Below are 15,985 nucleotides of genomic sequence, written 5' to 3' on the forward strand. Positions count from 1 at the left end.
CTGATAGCTTATAGAGCTTAGTGATTAAGTTGCGTATAATGCGCGGCATTGTTATTAAGCTCTGTGATTTATCACAGTTGACTGTAGTCCGACGAGGATACAGTGAATCATTAACAGAATATATTTGAGTTGAAATAATTTGTTCAAACTCGTTTCAAGTAGGCAACTACAAGAAATGAGTTCTAGCGAAATTAACTGAATCAAGCGTTTTGGTATATGAATCTAATTGAAGCTGTACGGTGCTTAAGTGCACGAAACTCTAACTGTGAGAAAGGCTAGTTTACTAGTTGATCTTGTTGTTAATCTTACTTGTAAGGATTAACGACTGTTTGGGGTTGTATAGTCAAGTAATTAAGTGCATGTGGTGGATGCCTTGGCAGTCAGAGGCGAAGAAAGACGTGATAGCCTGCGAAAAGCTCCGGGGAGGCGGCAAATATCCTGTGATCCGGAGATGTCTGAATGGGGAAACCCACCTGGTATAAGCCAGGTATCGTATGATGAATACATAGTCATACGAGGCGAACGGAGGGAAGTGAAACATCTCAGTACCTCTAGGAAAAGAAATCAATTGAGATTCCCTCAGTAGCGGCGAGCGAACGGGGAACAGCCCATTAAGTCATATCAGTTTTAGTGGAATGCTCTGGGAAGTGCAACCATAGTGGGTGATAGTCCTGTACACGAAAGGGCTGATATGATGATGTCGAGTAGGGCGAGGCACGTGAAACCTTGTCTGAATATGGGGGGACCATCCTCCAAGGCTAAATACTCCTGACTGACCGATAGTGAACCAGTACCGTGAGGGAAAGGCGAAAAGAACCCCTGTGAGGGGAGTGAAATAGATCCTGAAACCGCATGCATACAAGCAGTGGGAGCCGACTTGTTCGGTGACTGCGTACCTTTTGTATAATGGGTCAGCGACTTATATTCAGTAGCGAGGTTAACCGAATAGGGGAGCCGTAGGGAAACCGAGTCTTAATAGGGCGTTTAGTTGCTGGGTATAGACCCGAAACCGGGTGATCTATCCATGAGCAGGTTGAAGGTTAGGTAACACTGACTGGAGGACCGAACCCACTGTCGTTGAAAAGCCAGGGGATGACTTGTGGATAGGGGTGAAAGGCTAATCAAACTCGGTGATAGCTGGTTCTCCCCGAAAGCTATTTAGGTAGCGCCTCGGACGAATACCATTGGGGGTAGAGCACTGTTTCGGCTAGGGGGTCATCCCGACTTACCAAACCGATGCAAACTCCGAATACCAATGAGTACTATCCGGGAGACAGACTGCGGGTGCTAACGTCCGTAGTCAAGAGGAAAACAATCCAGACCGCCAGCTAAGGCCCCTAAATTATAGTTAAGTGGGAAACGATGTGGGAAGGCATAGACAGCTAGGAGGTTGGCTTAGAAGCAGCCACCCTTTAAAGAAAGCGTAATAGCTCACTAGTCGAGTCGGCCTGCGCGGAAGATGTAACGGGGCTAAAACTATATGCCGAAGCTGCGGATTTGCAATTTATTGCAAGTGGTAGGGGAGCGTTCTGTAAGCCGATGAAGGTGGATTGAGAAGTCTGCTGGAGGTATCAGAAGTGCGAATGCTGACGTGAGTAACGACAAAGCGGGTGAAAAACCCGCTCGCTGAAAGACCAAGGGTTCCAGTCCAACGTTAATCGGGGCTGGGTGAGTCGACCCCTAAGGCGAGGCCGAGAGGCGTAGTCGATGGGAAATTGGTTAATATTCCAATACTTCTGTTTAATGCGATGAGAGGACGGAGAAGGTTAAGTCAGCCTGGCGTTGGTTGTCCAGGTGGAAGGTTGTAGGCATGTATCTTAGGCAAATCCGGGGTACTCTATGCTGAGAACTGATAGCAAGCTGTACTTGTACAGTGAAGTGGCTGATACCATACTTCCAGGAAAAGTCTCTAAGCTTCAGTTAAACAGGAATCGTACCCGAAACCGACACAGGTGGTCAGGTCGAGTAGACCAAAGCGCTTGAGAGAACTCTGCTGAAGGAACTAGGCAAAATGGTACCGTAACTTCGGGAGAAGGTACGCTGCCGGCGGTGATAGGACTTGCTCCTTGAGCTGTTGGCAGCCTCAGAAACCAGGCCCCTGCAACTGTTTATTAAAAACATAGCACTCTGCAAACACGAAAGTGGACGTATAGGGTGTGATGCCTGCCCGGTGCTGGAAGGTTAATTGATGGGGTTAGCGTAAGCGAAGCTCTTGATCGAAGCCCCAGTAAACGGCGGCCGTAACTATAACGGTCCTAAGGTAGCGAAATTCCTTGTCGGGTAAGTTCCGACCTGCACGAATGGCATAATGATGGGGGCGCTGTCTCCAGCAGAGGCTCAGTGAAATCGAAATCGCCGTGAAGATGCGGTGTACCCGCGGCTAGACGGAAAGACCCCGTGAACCTTTACTGCAGCTTGACATTGAACTTTGATCTTACTTGTGTAGGATAGGTGGGAGGCTTTGAAGTGGCGACGCTAGTTGCCATGGAGCCGTCCTTGAAATACCACCCTGGTAATATTGAGGTTCTAACTCTGTCCCGTTATCCGGGACGAGGACCATGTCTGGTGGGTAGTTTGACTGGGGCGGTCTCCTCCTAAAGAGTAACGGAGGAGTACGAAGGTGCGCTCAGCGTGGTCGGAAATCACGCGTAGAGTATAAAGGCAAAAGCGCGCTTAACTGCGAGACCCACAAGTCGAGCAGGTACGAAAGTAGGTCTTAGTGATCCGGTGGTTCTGTATGGAAGGGCCATCGCTCAACGGATAAAAGGTACTCTGGGGATAACAGGCTGATACCGCCCAAGAGTTCATATCGACGGCGGTGTTTGGCACCTCGATGTCGGCTCATCTCATCCTGGGGCTGAAGCAGGTCCCAAGGGTATGGCTGTTCGCCATTTAAAGAGGTACGCGAGCTGGGTTTAGAACGTCGTGAGACAGTTCGGTCCCTATCTACCGTGGGCGCTGGAAATTTGAGAGGATCTGCTCCTAGTACGAGAGGACCAGAGTGGACGAACCTCTGGTGTACCGGTTGTGACGCCAGTCGCATCGCCGGGTAGCTATGTTCGGAAGGGATAACCGCTGAAAGCATCTAAGCGGGAAGCCTACCTCAAGATAAGATTTCCCTGTGACTTTATGTCACCTAAAGAGCCGTTGAAGACTACGACGTTGATAGGTTGGATGTGGAAGTGTAGCGATACATGAAGCTGACCAATACTAATTGCTCGTGAGGCTTGACTATACAACACCCAAACAGTTGTTGTACGAACTGCGCAAGCAGTGAGCAGAGATTGATTCATTAAAGACCAAACGGTCTTGAAATACTTGATTCAGCTAACGCTAGAACATACAATTCGACTCAAATATTTCTATTAATGAACGATGTTCAAAACACTGTTTTGAACGAGTGCAAGATTTGACCAAGCAACGGCAAGCAAAGCAGCAATGCAAAGCGAATAAGACCAAACGCAAAGTCATACCAGTTGTGCTGGCGACCATAGCAAGAGTGAACCACCTGATCCCTTCCCGAACTCAGAAGTGAAACCTCTTAGCGCTGATGGTAGTGTGGGGTTTCCCATGTGAGAGTAAGTCATCGCCAGCTCATTATTCTAAAAACACCCCCTGCCAAATGACAGGGGGTGTTTTTTTTATGGCCGAGTCTGATCAATTGATTGCTTGCTGTAAACTGCGGACCAACAGCTCTATCAGGTGAAAATCTAATATAATTCAGCCTGTAGCAAGGGATGGTTTCAATATAGTTAGGACTTATCGGCGCAAGCTAGGATTATTTTCGTTTACGATTGTTAACCTTTTTATGCTTTTAGTGAGCGTTTGAGATGCTAAATTGTAAGTTATTCGTTTTAATAAGTATGTAGAATAACAATGAAACAGGTTCATCTCGCAGCAATGTTGTGTTTAGGCTTTATCCCTTATAGCCTGACTGCCTGTCATGCACAGAACAAGACGTCACAGGAACTCAATAAGAGTCCGGAAGCGGCAAACTCTACTTCCGAAACTGTAACTACACCTTCTTCCACTCAAGTACAGCAAGCCTATAAGGTTAATAATATTGCCGAGTTTAATGAACCATGGGCGATAACACCTTTAAAGGATGGTCGTCTACTGGTTACCGAGCGTAAAGGCAGACTGTATTTATTCGATCCAGAAACCAAGAAAAAGACTGAAATTAAAGGCACCCCGAAAGTGGCTTATGGCGGTCAGGGCGGCTTGGGAGATGTCGCATTACATCCTGATTTCGCAAATAACCCATGGATCTATCTGAGCTATGCTGAACAGAGTCAAGGCGGTTATGGTGCAGTGGTGATTCGTGGCAAGCTGGATTTGAAACAAAGTGCACCACAGCTCACCCAGATCGAAAAAATCTGGACTCAGATTCCTAAATTCTCTTCGGGGCAGGGCCACTATGGACACCGAATTGTATTCGGGCCGGATGGCAAGCTCTGGATCAGCTCAGGCGAACGTCAACAGTTTGATCCTGCACAAGATATGAAGTCTAATGCCGGTAAAATTATTCGCCTGAACGATGATGGCTCGATCCCTGCCGATAATCCCTTTATGAATCAGGGTAAAATTGCCCAGCAGGTTTGGAGTCTTGGACACCGTAATCCTCTGGGAATGGCGTTTGATCCCAAAGGGCAGCTCTGGGTCATTGAAATGGGACCGAAGGGCGGCGATGAACTGAACAAGATTATCAAGGCTAAAAATTATGGCTATCCTTTAGTATCAAATGGTGATCATTATAATGGAAAGCCAATTCCGGATCATAGTACCCGACCTGAATTTGAAGCACCTGTACTGGACTGGACACCGGTAATCTCTCCATCTGACCTGAACTTTTATACCGGAAAAATGTTCCCGCAATGGCAAAATAAAGCGATAGCCACAGGTCTTTCTTCCAAAGCAATTATTATTATAGATACGATGCAGCAACCTGCCAAAGAAGTTCAACGGCTGGATATGAAAGCACGGATTCGTGGCGCAGTACAGGCTCAGGATGGGGGCATCTGGGTGATTGAAGATGGTCCTCAGGCACGTTTGTTAAAGCTCACAGCGCTTTAAGTACTAATTTTTAAAAAAAGAGGATTTTTTGGAATCCTCTTTTCGTTTAAGAGTAAAAATATGCTTATAAAGGTATAAAAGAAAAAGCCCTGACATCCTGTCAGGGCTTTTCCAGATTCATTTATCAAGGTATAACTCCTGTCATACCGATCAGCTTCCTGCTGCATTTATTGTTTTTTATTCTTCAAGACATCCTGTCCTGTATGTCTTAACTATAAGAGGAATTATGGATTTGGTATAGCGTCAACTCTCCCCAATACTTGTGCGCCATAGCGTACAGTGATGCTGAAATTTGCAGCAGGATAGCGAGAAGTACTTAAGCTTATAGACAACCCATAAAGTAAAAGGCCTCGACATCCTGTCGAGGCCTTTTGGATTTGTTATGAAGATCTGACTCATGTCAGATCTGGCAACTTCCTGTTGTAATGCGCTTTTTCTTATTCTTGTATCGCTATTGGACATCCTGTCCGGTGATGACTTAAATATAGCGTGTATATTTGTAGGCAAATAGCAGTAATTTCTGCTTGGCTTGTAAGCTAAAACGGACGTGGCTGTCCGCGGCAACTTACGCACTGACATACTGAATCAGCTTGTCTACCACGCCTCGCAGGGTTTTATTATCGAATTCATTCCCTTCAAAGGTATAGTCTTTAGCACGACTAAAGATATCACGAATTTCGATTACCGCATTCGTATCCACTAAACCAAGCTGTGTACCGACCTGACGGATCTGATCGATAGAGCGCGAGCCGTTGGTCGCACCGTAGCCGACATAAGCCGCCGGTTTGCCTTGCCATTCCTTACCTAGATAATCCAGGGCATTTTTCAGGGCTGGACTGTAGCCATGGTTATATTCCGGGCTGATAAAAATAATGGCATCTGCAAGTGCAATAAAATCAGCCCATTCCTGCTGTTTAGGCTGGTCATAAATACCGGTGAGTGGAGGATGTGCGCCAGCAAACATCGGCAGGTCCCATTCTTTCAGATCGACAATTTCAGCTTCCACTGTACTGAAGTGATAGGTTTTAATTTGTTTAAAGATCCAGTCAGCTACTTTGATCGCTACACGTCCTTCGCGAATACTGCCTACAATGATGTAAATCTTCATCTTATTATCCTGTCATTGCTTCACTCAACTTAAATTAATCAAAATAAGCAAGGATGAATAGGCATGATTTGTATCTTGGTATTTGCATTATAAAAAAAAGCGCCCAAAGGCGCTTTGTCGTGAAATGATGCTTACATCAATTTCACACCTTGTTGACCGGCTGGGGTTACTTTAAAGATTTCTACTTCAAAAGTAATATTCTTGCCAGCTAGCGGGTGGTTGAAATCCACTTCAGTGATGTCATCACCGACGGTTTTCACCACGCCATACAGGCTTTGTTTCGCTTTGTCTTCAAACTCGATCATATGACCTTCAATTGGACGTTCGCCAAATTTCACAGTATCAAATTTTTGTACGTTTTCAGGATTCCATGGACCGAAAGCATCTTCAGGAGGAAGACTTACGGTACGACGGTCACCGGCGCGTAAACCGAACAGTGCTTTTTCAAAGCCTGGTAGCAAGCTGCCATCGCCCATTACCAGACTTACCGGCTCAGTACGACTGCGGGTATTGTCAATTTCAACACCATTTTCAATGGCTACTGAGAAATGAAGCTCAACCTTAGAGCCAGCTTCAATACGAGTTTCCTCGTTAGGATTAATAAAATCAGTCATGTTATTTCGCCTGCTGTTGGTTGCGTTTTCCTTCTAAGAAGAAGGTGTCAATCAGCATTAAAATAGTACCTAACGTAATGGCACTGTCTGCAAGGTTAAAGGCAGGGAAGTGGCTATTCTGATAATAAACATGAATAAAATCGACTACATAGCCGAGAGAAACACGGTCAATCAGGTTGCCGATGGCACCGCCCAGAATCAGGGCAACGGCCAAAGGTAAAACTTTCATGTTCTTTGGCATACGCATCAGCCAGAACACGAAAATCACAGACACTACTCCTGCCAGCGAAGTAAAGAAATAACGTTGCCATCCACCGGCATCGGACAGAAAACTAAAGGCTGCGCCATAGTTATGCAGTAATGTCCAATTTAAAAAGGGCAGGACGGGTACTGGATCTGCGTAATTCAGACTAGTGGTCGCAATCCATTTGGTCCATTGATCCAGAATAATTGAAATAATAGTCAGACCTAACCACCACAAGTTGTGAGGATAGAACTGGAATAAGCCCTTTTTTTCTTGTGGATTAGGCATATTTTCTCTCTTCGCCTTGGCCTGTCGGCAGGTTGATGATACAGCGGCCACACAAGCCTGGGTGTGATGCATGTGTGTTTACATCAGGAAGTACATGCCAGCAACGTACACATTTCTCACCGTCTGCGGCAGAAACTTTCACATTCAGACCTTCCAGATCAGATGCTTCACCTTGGGCAGCCTTAAAGTCATTCACGATCACTTGAGAGGTAATCAGTACAAAACGCAGTTCATCACCCAGTTTGTCCAATACCGCTTTCAGCTCGTTCGACGCCCAAAGTTCAACTTTGGCAGACAGGTTCGAACCCACTGTTTTTTCAGTACGCGCCGCTTCAATAAACTTGTTCACTGCAGATTTTACCGAAATCAGCGTTTGCCATTCAGCTTCAGTCACCAAGTTTGCAGTAGATGCAGCTGGAATATCATACCATTCAGCAGTGAACACATATTTCTCTGACTGCTCAGGAATCAGTGGCCAAGCTTCTTGTGCAGTAAAGCTCAAGATCGGTGCCATCCAGCGTACGAATGCCTGTACCAGATGATACAGTGCAGTTTGTGCAGAGTGACGTGCCTGAGAATCGGCTTTGGTAGTGTATTGGCGGTCTTTGATGATGTCGAGGTAGAAACCACCCAGGTCATTGATACAGAAATTGGTTAAGGCATTGGTTACGATATGGAAGTTCATATCTTCATAAGCTTGCTGAACGGTTTTCTGTACTTCAGCTGCACGTTGCAGGATGTATTGATCAAGCGCGATCAATTGATCTACAGGAAGCGCATCAGTTGATGGTTTGAAACCATTTAAGTTGGCAAGTAAGAAACGCAGTGTGTTACGGATACGACGGTAACCATCTGATGCACGGCTAAATATTTCTTTACCCGCAGTCATTTCATAGCGGTAGTCCGCCGATGCGATCCAGAAGCGTAAACCGTCTGCACCCATATCTTTAATGATGTCTTGTGGGGTAATAATGTTACCCAACGATTTTGACATCTTGCGGCCTTTCTCATCCACTACGAAACCATGCGTCAGCAAGCCTTTATATGGTGCACGTTCATTGATGGCAATCGATGTCAACAACGAAGACTGGAACCAGCCACGGTGCTGGTCAGAACCTTCAAGGTAAAGATCCGCAGGGTCTTGCAGCTCTTCACGTTCACGTAATACAGCGTAGTGCGTTGTACCCGAGTCGAACCATACGTCCAGGGTATCGCGTACCGCATTGTATTGTTCAGCATCATCACCGATGAACTCGCGTGCATCACGGTTGTACCAGCCATCAATACCTTCCTGTTCAATCAGTTTGGCAACTTCTTCGATCAGTTCAGGCGTACGTGGGTGCAATTCATTGGTATCTTTATGCACGAAGAACGGAATTGGCACACCCCAAGTGCGTTGACGAGAGATACACCAGTCTGGACGGCCTTCAATCATCGCCTGGATACGGTTTTTACCCCAGTCCGGCACAAAGCTGATCTCGTTTTCGATCGCATTCAATGCGCCTTGACGTAAGCCTTTGGCATCCATGCTGATGAACCATTGTGGTGTCGCACGGAAGATAATTGGGGTTTTATGACGCCAGCAGTGCGGGTAGCTGTGTTTGATTGGGTGATGTGCCCAAAGCTTGTTGGCCTCTGCTAATGCAGCAATAATTTGTGGATTGGCTTTGTAGATATGCTCGCCAGCAAACAGTGGAGACGTTGGTAAGTAAACACCGTTACCACCCACTGGATTTTCTACTTTCAGGTTGTACAGCAAGCCAACTTTATAGTCGTCCACACCATGGCCAGGCGCCGTATGCACTGCACCGGTACCACTGGTGGCAATCACGTGTTCGCCCAAGATTACAGGCACTTGACGATCGTTAATCAGTGGATGTTGCAGAACCAGGTGCTCAAGTTTGCTACCGGCAAAATCAGCAATGACTTCAACAGTGGTAAAACCGTAGCGTTCAGTTGCAGATTCCACCAGATCTTTCGCCAGGATAAAGTTTTGCGCCGCTTTTTCTTCGCCACGCGCTTTCACCAGTTGATATTCAATTTCAGCATGCAGGGCAACGGCTTGGTTCGCAGGAAGCGTCCAAGGCGTTGTGGTCCAGATCACGATATCAGTACGGTCAGCGACTTCTACACCTAAACGTGCAGACAGGTCAGCCAGATCGACTACAGTGAAACCCACGTCAATCGCATCGGATTTTTTATCTTCATATTCAACTTCTGCTTCAGCCAGAGATGAACCACAGTCCAGACACCAGTTGACCGGTTTCAGACCTGGTTCGATATGACCAGCTTTTGCGATTGCACCCAGTGAGAGAACAATATCCGCTTCCTGTTTGAAGTTCATTGTCAGGTAAGGATTGTCCCAATCACCGAACACGCCCATACGCACGAAGTCTTTCTTCTGTAATTCAACTTGTGTATACGCATATTCGCGGCAAGCTTTACGGAAAGTCGAAGCATCAACTTTTACGCCCACTTTACCGACTTTTTCTTCGACTTTCAGTTCGATTGGAAGACCGTGACAGTCCCAGCCCGGTACATATGGGGCATCAAAGCCATCCATGACACGGCTTTTAATAATGATGTCTTTTAAGACTTTATTGACTGCATGACCCAAATGGATTTGGCCGTTTGCGTACGGAGGGCCGTCATGAAGTACATATTTTTTCTTGCCAATACGCGACGCACGAATCTGCTGATAAATGTTGTCGGCATACCACTCTTCTAACCATTTCGCTTCACGTACTGCCAGATTTGCCTTCATTGCAAAGTCAGTACCTGGGAGGTTTAGCGTGGCTTTGTAATCCACTGCATTTTCAGGAGTTTGCTTATCGCTCATGCAAGTTGTCTTCCAATTCAATCTGTCATTTGACAGACACGTTTTACAATAAAAATATGGGGGATTAAAAGGGAAATGTGGGGTGATTTCGACGAAACTCAAGTAGTTTCTCGACATCGTCATCAATTCCGGCTTTTAGGGCTTCAAGCGAAGGATAATTCTTTTCGCCATGCAAATAGTTTAAGAATGTCACCCGCATCAACAGGCCATACAGATTAGCAGAAACATCAGGGAAATGTACTTCTAATCGCCATTCTGGTTGTTCCTGCTGAATGGCCGGGCGGGTCCCGACATGTCCGGCGCCAAACAGACCGGTGGGATCATAGCCAGCAATGCCTGTTTTGCTTGCATCACCAGCTCTAGCTTTATCTTTTAAAGATTCGGTTTCACATACCACTTCCACGCCATAAATACCCTGCAAACACGGTCTATGACGGTTTAAGCGCACATTAATAGTCGGGAAATCAATGGTGCGGCCAATCTGGTCACCATACTGTACCCGCCCGGTAATGCTATAAGGGCGCCCCAGGAGTTTGGCAGCCAGGGCAAGATCGCCTGCTTGTAGTGTCTGACGGATACGGGTCGAACTGACACGTTCGCCGTCGAGTTGTACGGTATCCAGATTGGTGACCTGAAAACCATAATTACGCAGGAATTCGCTATTGCCCTGACGGTGTTTACCGAAGTGGAAATCATCACCCAGCACCAGATGCTCGGCATTCAGTTTATCTTTTAGAATATCGGCAAACTGTTCTGCATTCAGGCTACGGAAACTTTCATCAAATTTCGCCACCGCAATATAGTCCACACCCAGTTCAGTCAGGTATTCCACCTTTTCACGTAAAGATGATATACGGGGTGGGGCCTCATAGCCTTTGAAATATTCCAGCGGCTGCGGTTCAAAGATCATTACCACGCTTTTCAGCTGTTGCTGTTCCGCCACGGCTTTCAGCTGTTTGATCATGACCTGATGACCTAAATGCACACCGTCAAAATTACCAATGGTAACCACCGTTTTAGGTAACTCTGTGCGAGACGATAAGGCATTTAGACGGAGCAGCTTCATGGGCGAATCAGGTGCTTGGAAATTCGAAGAGGCTATATATTGCCATAATCTTTACGTTTCGTCTTGTTGTTGTGTTTTTATGCAATATCTTTTATTTAAAAATCTTTAGCCCAGAACTTAATCGGCTGAATAAAATAAAAATTAATCAATATTTCCTGCTTCCTTAGCGCTCTAATAATCAGAGCTATCTCTATTTTTCTAGCAGTTTAAACAGGTTTATAGCAGACAGGGCAGAGGCCATTTTCTGCTGAGCAGAAATCGATTTTTATTTGCAGCGCTCACCTGTTTATCTTTTAATAGTCCAGTATTTTAAAATTGATATGGAAACCCAATGTCCGAACATGCACTAATTATGGCTTTGCCCAATGAATCCAAAGGCTTATTTGAAGCACAAGGTATTGATGTGCATTATAGCGGTATTGGCAAAGTCAACGCAGCCTTTAAAGCCTTTGAAGTGATTCAGAACACAGGCTGCAAGACTTTATTGAACTTGGGTACGGCAGGCAGTTCGCATTTTGATGCGCATGCCCTGGTCGAAGTCAGCCATTTTGTGCAGCGCGATATGGACGTATCACCACTCGGTTTTGACGTCGGCTTAACCCCGATGGATCAGCATTTCCCGGGAGCAATCGAGCTTGAGCCTTTCTTTGATCATTTGCCCAAGGGTATTTGCGGAACCGGAGATAGCTTCGAAACAGGACAACCCAAAGTGCCCTGCCAATTGGTCGACATGGAAGGCTATGCACTGGCCAAGGTATGCAAGAAACTTGGCGTACGCCTGATTTCTGTAAAATACATTACCGATGGTGCCAATGACACAGCGCATCTCGACTGGGAGGAAAACTTATTGTTAGGCGCGCAAAAACTGTTATTTTTATATCAGATGTTAAAATAAGAATAAGGTTAAAGACTGGATCGGCGACCATAATGACTATGGTCGTATGCCAAGCAAAACTTATGCGTTTTGTTCAGGACGTGGTAGTACACCGTAAAGCATCATATGTACAGTGTGCTGAATCACACGCTGCTGCATGCTACGGTTACGCAGCGTTTTGCCGGTCACCATTTCCATCTGTATGGCAAAGTCGGCATAGTTCTGTGTCACTGCCCAGATATTCAGGATCAGCAGTTCAGGGTCAATATCTTTAGAAATCTTGCCCTGTTCCTGCCAGTTACTGATCACCTTGGCTTTACGTTTCACCAGTTTTTTCAGTGGACCTTTCAGGATTTCCAGAATATGTGGTGCCCCCTGGATCACTTCCAAGGCGAACAGGCGAGATGCTTTCGGTTGCGTGCGTGATACTTCAATTTTCTGCATCAGATAATTGGTGATCGCTTCTTCCGGTTCTAGCTCGGCTTCAAGCATTTGCAGTGGTGCCAGCCACTTTTGCAGTACGGTGGTTAACACCTCTACATAGAGAGCTTCTTTATTTTCATAGTAATAGAAAATATTAGATTTATGCATTTCTGCAATTTGTGCGATTTCGTCCAGACTTGCCCCACTAAAGCCATATAGGGAAAAAACGTCTAGAGCGGCACTGAGCAGCTGGTTGCGCTTTTGAGTACTCTTTTTTTGTTCCATCAGCAATATAAAAACAATTAAAAAAGGGAATATTGAATTGTACGGCAAATCATCAGATTTGTGCACAAAGTAGAAGTCTAATTTTTTGAATAATGATGATTTATTCTGTAGATCAACTATGTAATCCTTACAAAACTAGCGAATCCCAGTATAAAAATCAAGCTTTTGAAAATGTTTAAATTATTTTGAAGTCTTTTGTTATTGAGAAATCAGTTTAATTAATGTCAGATTCATGACATTTTATTTTTAAGATGGACTGTAATTTTAATTTTGATGAAATTCTAAGAATTATCTATCCTTCAAAGTGAAAACCCGGATTCTAAATCCGGGTTTTGTTTCTTTTTAGGTTGCCAGTACGGCATTCAGAACTTGCTGTTCCAGTTCAGCAAACTGGATTCCTTTCTGACGTGGACGTGGCAAGTTGACACGGAACTCTTTGGCAATATGACCTTTGTCCAGCAGGATGATGCGATCTGCTAACTGTACGGCTTCACTGACATCATGAGTCACCAGGATTGCAGTAAAGCCCTGTTCAGTCCATAACTTTTCGATCAGGTTCTGCATGTCAAGACGGGTCAGGGCATCCAGGGCACCTAAGGGTTCATCTAGGAGCAGGATACGTGGTTTATGGGATAAAGCACGTGCCAAGGCTGTACGTTGACGCTGACCACCCGACAGTTGCGATGGCCATAGCCCTGCTTTTTCCTTTAAGCCGACTTTCTCCAGCATGCTTGATGCATTGGCATGCTGATCTTTCGGCAAGCCCAATTGCACATTTTGTTCAATGCTCCGCCATGGCAACAAACGCGGATCTTGGAACATCACCCGAATATCGTCCGCAGTAATACCTTCACGAATATGACGTGCTGACTTGAACTTGATTTCGCCGTAGCTCTGTTTTTCCAGATCGGCAATCAGACGCAGCAGGGTACTTTTACCACAACCACTACGACCGACAATTGCCAGGAATTCGCCCGGCTGAATATGCAGATCCAGATCTTCCAGAACCTTGACCGAGCCATAGAACTTGTGCAGCTGTTCAATAATAATTTCGGCACCGATGACTGCATGGGGATCAATATCTGCCGCAGCATAGTCTTGTGGTGCAGTTTGGTCATTGGCGAGACGCCCTAAGCTGAGATCAGTCATCACATGCTCCTCCATATTATTCATTTATTTTTGATAGCCAGCATGCCAGCGCAGCAGGAAACGTTCCAAGGCAACCGCCAGAACATCCGCCAGTTTGCCAAGTAAGGCATACAGTAAAATACCGACCAGTACCACATCGGTTTGCAGGAATTCACGCGCATTCATGGTCATATAACCAATCCCGGACTGTGCAGAAATGGTTTCAGCCACAATCAGCAGTACCCACACTAAACCTAACGAGAAACGTAAACCCACCAGAATCGAAGGCATTGCGCCCGGTAAAATAATTTCTTTATAGAGTTGCCAACGGGTGAGGCCATAGCTTTTACCCATTTCGATCAGCTGCGGATCGACTGAGCGAATACCATGATAGGTATTGATATAGATCGGGAAGAACACGCCAATGGCGACCAGAAACAGCTTGGCTGATTCATCGATGCCGAACCATAAAATCACCAGTGGAATTAAGGCCAGGGCAGGGATGTTCCGGATCATCTGTAAAGTGGTGTCGAGCAGGGTAGAGGCAGCTTTGGATGAACCATTGAGTAAACCTAAAAGCAGCCCCAAACCACCACCCACCAGTAAACCAGTAAGGGCACGGCCAGCACTGACTTTTACATGGGTCCAGAGTTCGCCACTCATCAGCAGAGCCCAGAATGCGGCGATGACTGCACTCGGTGCAGGCAAAATTCGGCTTTCCAGCAGACCGGTACTTGACGCGATCTGCCAGATCAAAATTAATCCAATAGGAACTAACCAGGGCAGCAAACGCTGCCCGAGTTGTGTTCCACGTGAAACCTTCTTTTCTGCGATGGTTTCAACAGAAACGACTTTCGACATTAAGCTGGCTCCTGAACACTCGCAGCCTTCTTGTTCTCATCTGGCGTGTAGTTATTTGCCACAATTTCACCGAATGGACCTGTCAGGTTTGGCTGAGTCAATTTTTTCTGGGTTTCAAGTGGTAAAAGTGGGAATACCAGTTCAGCAAAACGGATCGACTCCTCCAGATGTGGGTAGCCTGAGAAGATAAAAGTATCGATACCCAAGGCAGCATATTCCTGAATACGTGCTGCGATAGTTTTAGGGTCACCTACCAGTGCTGTACCTGCGCCACCACGTACCAGACCGACACCTGCCCAAAGGTTTGGAGAGACTTCAAGTTTGCTACGGTCGCCATTATGCAGTTCAGCCATACGACGCTGACCGACTGAATCCATTTGCTTGAATTTTGCCTGAGCTGCCGCAATAGTTGCATCATCCACATACTGGATCAGCTCTTCTGCGGCCTTCCATGCTTCTTCATTGGTTTCACGAACAATCACATGTAAACGGATACCGTAGCTAAGCTTACGGCCTTTCGCTTCAGCTTTGGCACGGACATTTTCAATCTTTTCTTTGACTGCTGCAGGTGGTTCACCCCAAGTCAGGTAAGTGTCAACCTGATCTGTTGCAAGTTCAATCGCAGCATCTGAAGAACCGCCGAACCACAGTGGAGGATGGGGCTCTTGAACGGGTGGATAGAGCAATTTTGCATCGTCTACACTTAAGTGTTCACCGTGGAAAGTGAAGCTCTCACCCGTGTGAGAGCGTTTCAGGATTTCACGCCAGATCGTCGTGTATTCAGTTGCAGTCTTGTAGCGGGTTTCGTGATCTTCATACACGCCATCGCCTTTTAGTTCCTGCTCATCACCACCAGTGACCAGATTTAGCAAGACACGGCCACCAGATAAACGGTCAAAGGTTGATGCCATACGTGCAGCCAGTGCAGGAGTCGTTACACCCGGACGTAGCGCAACCAGGAATTTCAATTTCTTGGTCGCGTCAATCAGGCTGGCTGCGGTTAACCATGGATCTTCACATGAACGGCCTGTTGGAATCAGTACACCTTCATAGCCAAGGTTATCGACTGCAACTGCAATCTGTTTCATGTAGGCATGATCGACCTGGCGTGCACCTTTGCTGGTACCTAGGTAGCGGCAGTCACCATGTGTCGGAATAAACCAGAAAATTTTCATGTCTTTG

At 46.1% G+C, this 15,985-nt stretch carries 11 protein-coding genes and 2 rRNA genes; 4 read left to right on the forward strand and 9 right to left on the reverse strand.

Annotated elements, in window-relative coordinates; genetic code table 11:
- Positions 1-341 precede the first annotated feature (341 nt).
- The 3 genes from ACS72_RS10805 to ACS72_RS10815 all read left to right on the forward strand — a co-directional run bounded on the left by ACS72_RS10805 (position 342) and on the right by ACS72_RS10815 (position 5,073).
- A 23S ribosomal RNA gene (locus ACS72_RS10805) occupies positions 342-3,235 on the forward strand.
- Positions 3,236-3,480: 245 nt separating this feature from the next.
- Positions 3,481-3,595: ribosomal RNA gene (rrf, locus tag ACS72_RS10810) — 5S ribosomal RNA — on the forward strand.
- Positions 3,596-3,876: 281 nt separating this feature from the next.
- A complete protein-coding gene (locus ACS72_RS10815; RefSeq protein ID WP_048882115.1) occupies positions 3,877-5,073 on the forward strand; it encodes a PQQ-dependent sugar dehydrogenase in 1,197 nt (398 codons plus the stop codon).
- Between the two features lie 565 nt (positions 5,074-5,638).
- Here the strand turns inward: ACS72_RS10815 and ACS72_RS10820 are convergent.
- From ACS72_RS10820 to ribF, 5 genes are all read right to left on the reverse strand, one after another.
- Positions 5,639-6,181, reverse strand: a complete 543-nt coding sequence (locus ACS72_RS10820; protein WP_048882116.1) for an NADPH-dependent FMN reductase — start codon at positions 6,179-6,181, stop codon at positions 5,639-5,641.
- Between the two features lie 131 nt (positions 6,182-6,312).
- Positions 6,313-6,795 carry a peptidylprolyl isomerase gene (locus ACS72_RS10825; RefSeq protein ID WP_004890959.1) on the reverse strand — a complete coding sequence of 161 codons (483 nt, stop codon included), beginning with the start codon at positions 6,793-6,795 and terminating at the stop codon, positions 6,313-6,315.
- A 1-nt stretch (position 6,796) separates the two neighbouring features.
- Positions 6,797-7,327: a signal peptidase II gene (gene lspA, locus ACS72_RS10830; RefSeq protein WP_008305917.1), complete on the reverse strand. Its 531-nt coding sequence runs from the start codon at positions 7,325-7,327 to the stop codon at positions 6,797-6,799.
- Complete coding sequence (gene ileS, locus ACS72_RS10835) at positions 7,320-10,166, reverse strand: isoleucine--tRNA ligase (RefSeq protein WP_048882117.1); 2,847 nt, start codon at positions 10,164-10,166, stop codon at positions 7,320-7,322. Before ileS ends, lspA begins: the two co-directional genes overlap by 8 nt.
- A 64-nt stretch (positions 10,167-10,230) precedes the next feature.
- Positions 10,231-11,232 carry a bifunctional riboflavin kinase/FAD synthetase gene (gene ribF / locus ACS72_RS10840; protein ID WP_048882118.1) on the reverse strand — a complete coding sequence of 334 codons (1,002 nt, stop codon included), beginning with the start codon at positions 11,230-11,232 and terminating at the stop codon, positions 10,231-10,233.
- 331 nt (positions 11,233-11,563) lie between these two features.
- On the opposite strand from ribF, the gene ACS72_RS10845 reads away from it, so the two are divergent.
- On the forward strand, positions 11,564-12,127 hold the full coding sequence (locus ACS72_RS10845) for a hypothetical protein (RefSeq protein ID WP_004890952.1): 564 nt from the start codon (positions 11,564-11,566) through the stop codon (positions 12,125-12,127).
- 60 nt (positions 12,128-12,187) lie between these two features.
- Here the strand turns inward: ACS72_RS10845 and ACS72_RS10850 are convergent, their stop codons facing one another.
- The 4 genes from ACS72_RS10850 to ssuD all read right to left on the reverse strand — a co-directional run bounded on the left by ACS72_RS10850 (position 12,188) and on the right by ssuD (position 15,978).
- Positions 12,188-12,823 carry a TetR family transcriptional regulator C-terminal domain-containing protein gene (locus ACS72_RS10850; protein ID WP_171058634.1) on the reverse strand — a complete coding sequence of 212 codons (636 nt, stop codon included), beginning with the start codon at positions 12,821-12,823 and terminating at the stop codon, positions 12,188-12,190.
- A gap of 333 nt (positions 12,824-13,156) precedes the next feature.
- Entirely contained in the window at positions 13,157-13,963 is an 807-nt protein-coding gene (locus tag ACS72_RS10855) for an ABC transporter ATP-binding protein (protein ID WP_008305908.1), read from the reverse strand.
- Positions 13,964-13,987: 24 nt separating this feature from the next.
- On the reverse strand, positions 13,988-14,803 hold the full coding sequence (gene ssuC / locus ACS72_RS10860; protein WP_008305905.1) for an aliphatic sulfonate ABC transporter permease SsuC: 816 nt from the start codon (positions 14,801-14,803) through the stop codon (positions 13,988-13,990).
- Entirely contained in the window at positions 14,803-15,978 is a 1,176-nt protein-coding gene (ssuD, locus tag ACS72_RS10865; RefSeq protein ID WP_048882119.1) for an FMNH2-dependent alkanesulfonate monooxygenase, read from the reverse strand. The genes ssuC and ssuD overlap by 1 nt, the downstream gene beginning before the upstream one ends.
- Between the last annotated feature and the right edge of the window lie 7 nt (positions 15,979-15,985).

It is taken from the genome of Acinetobacter sp. VT 511, assembly GCF_001077515.1.
GTDB lineage: Bacteria > Pseudomonadota > Gammaproteobacteria > Pseudomonadales > Moraxellaceae > Acinetobacter > Acinetobacter schindleri.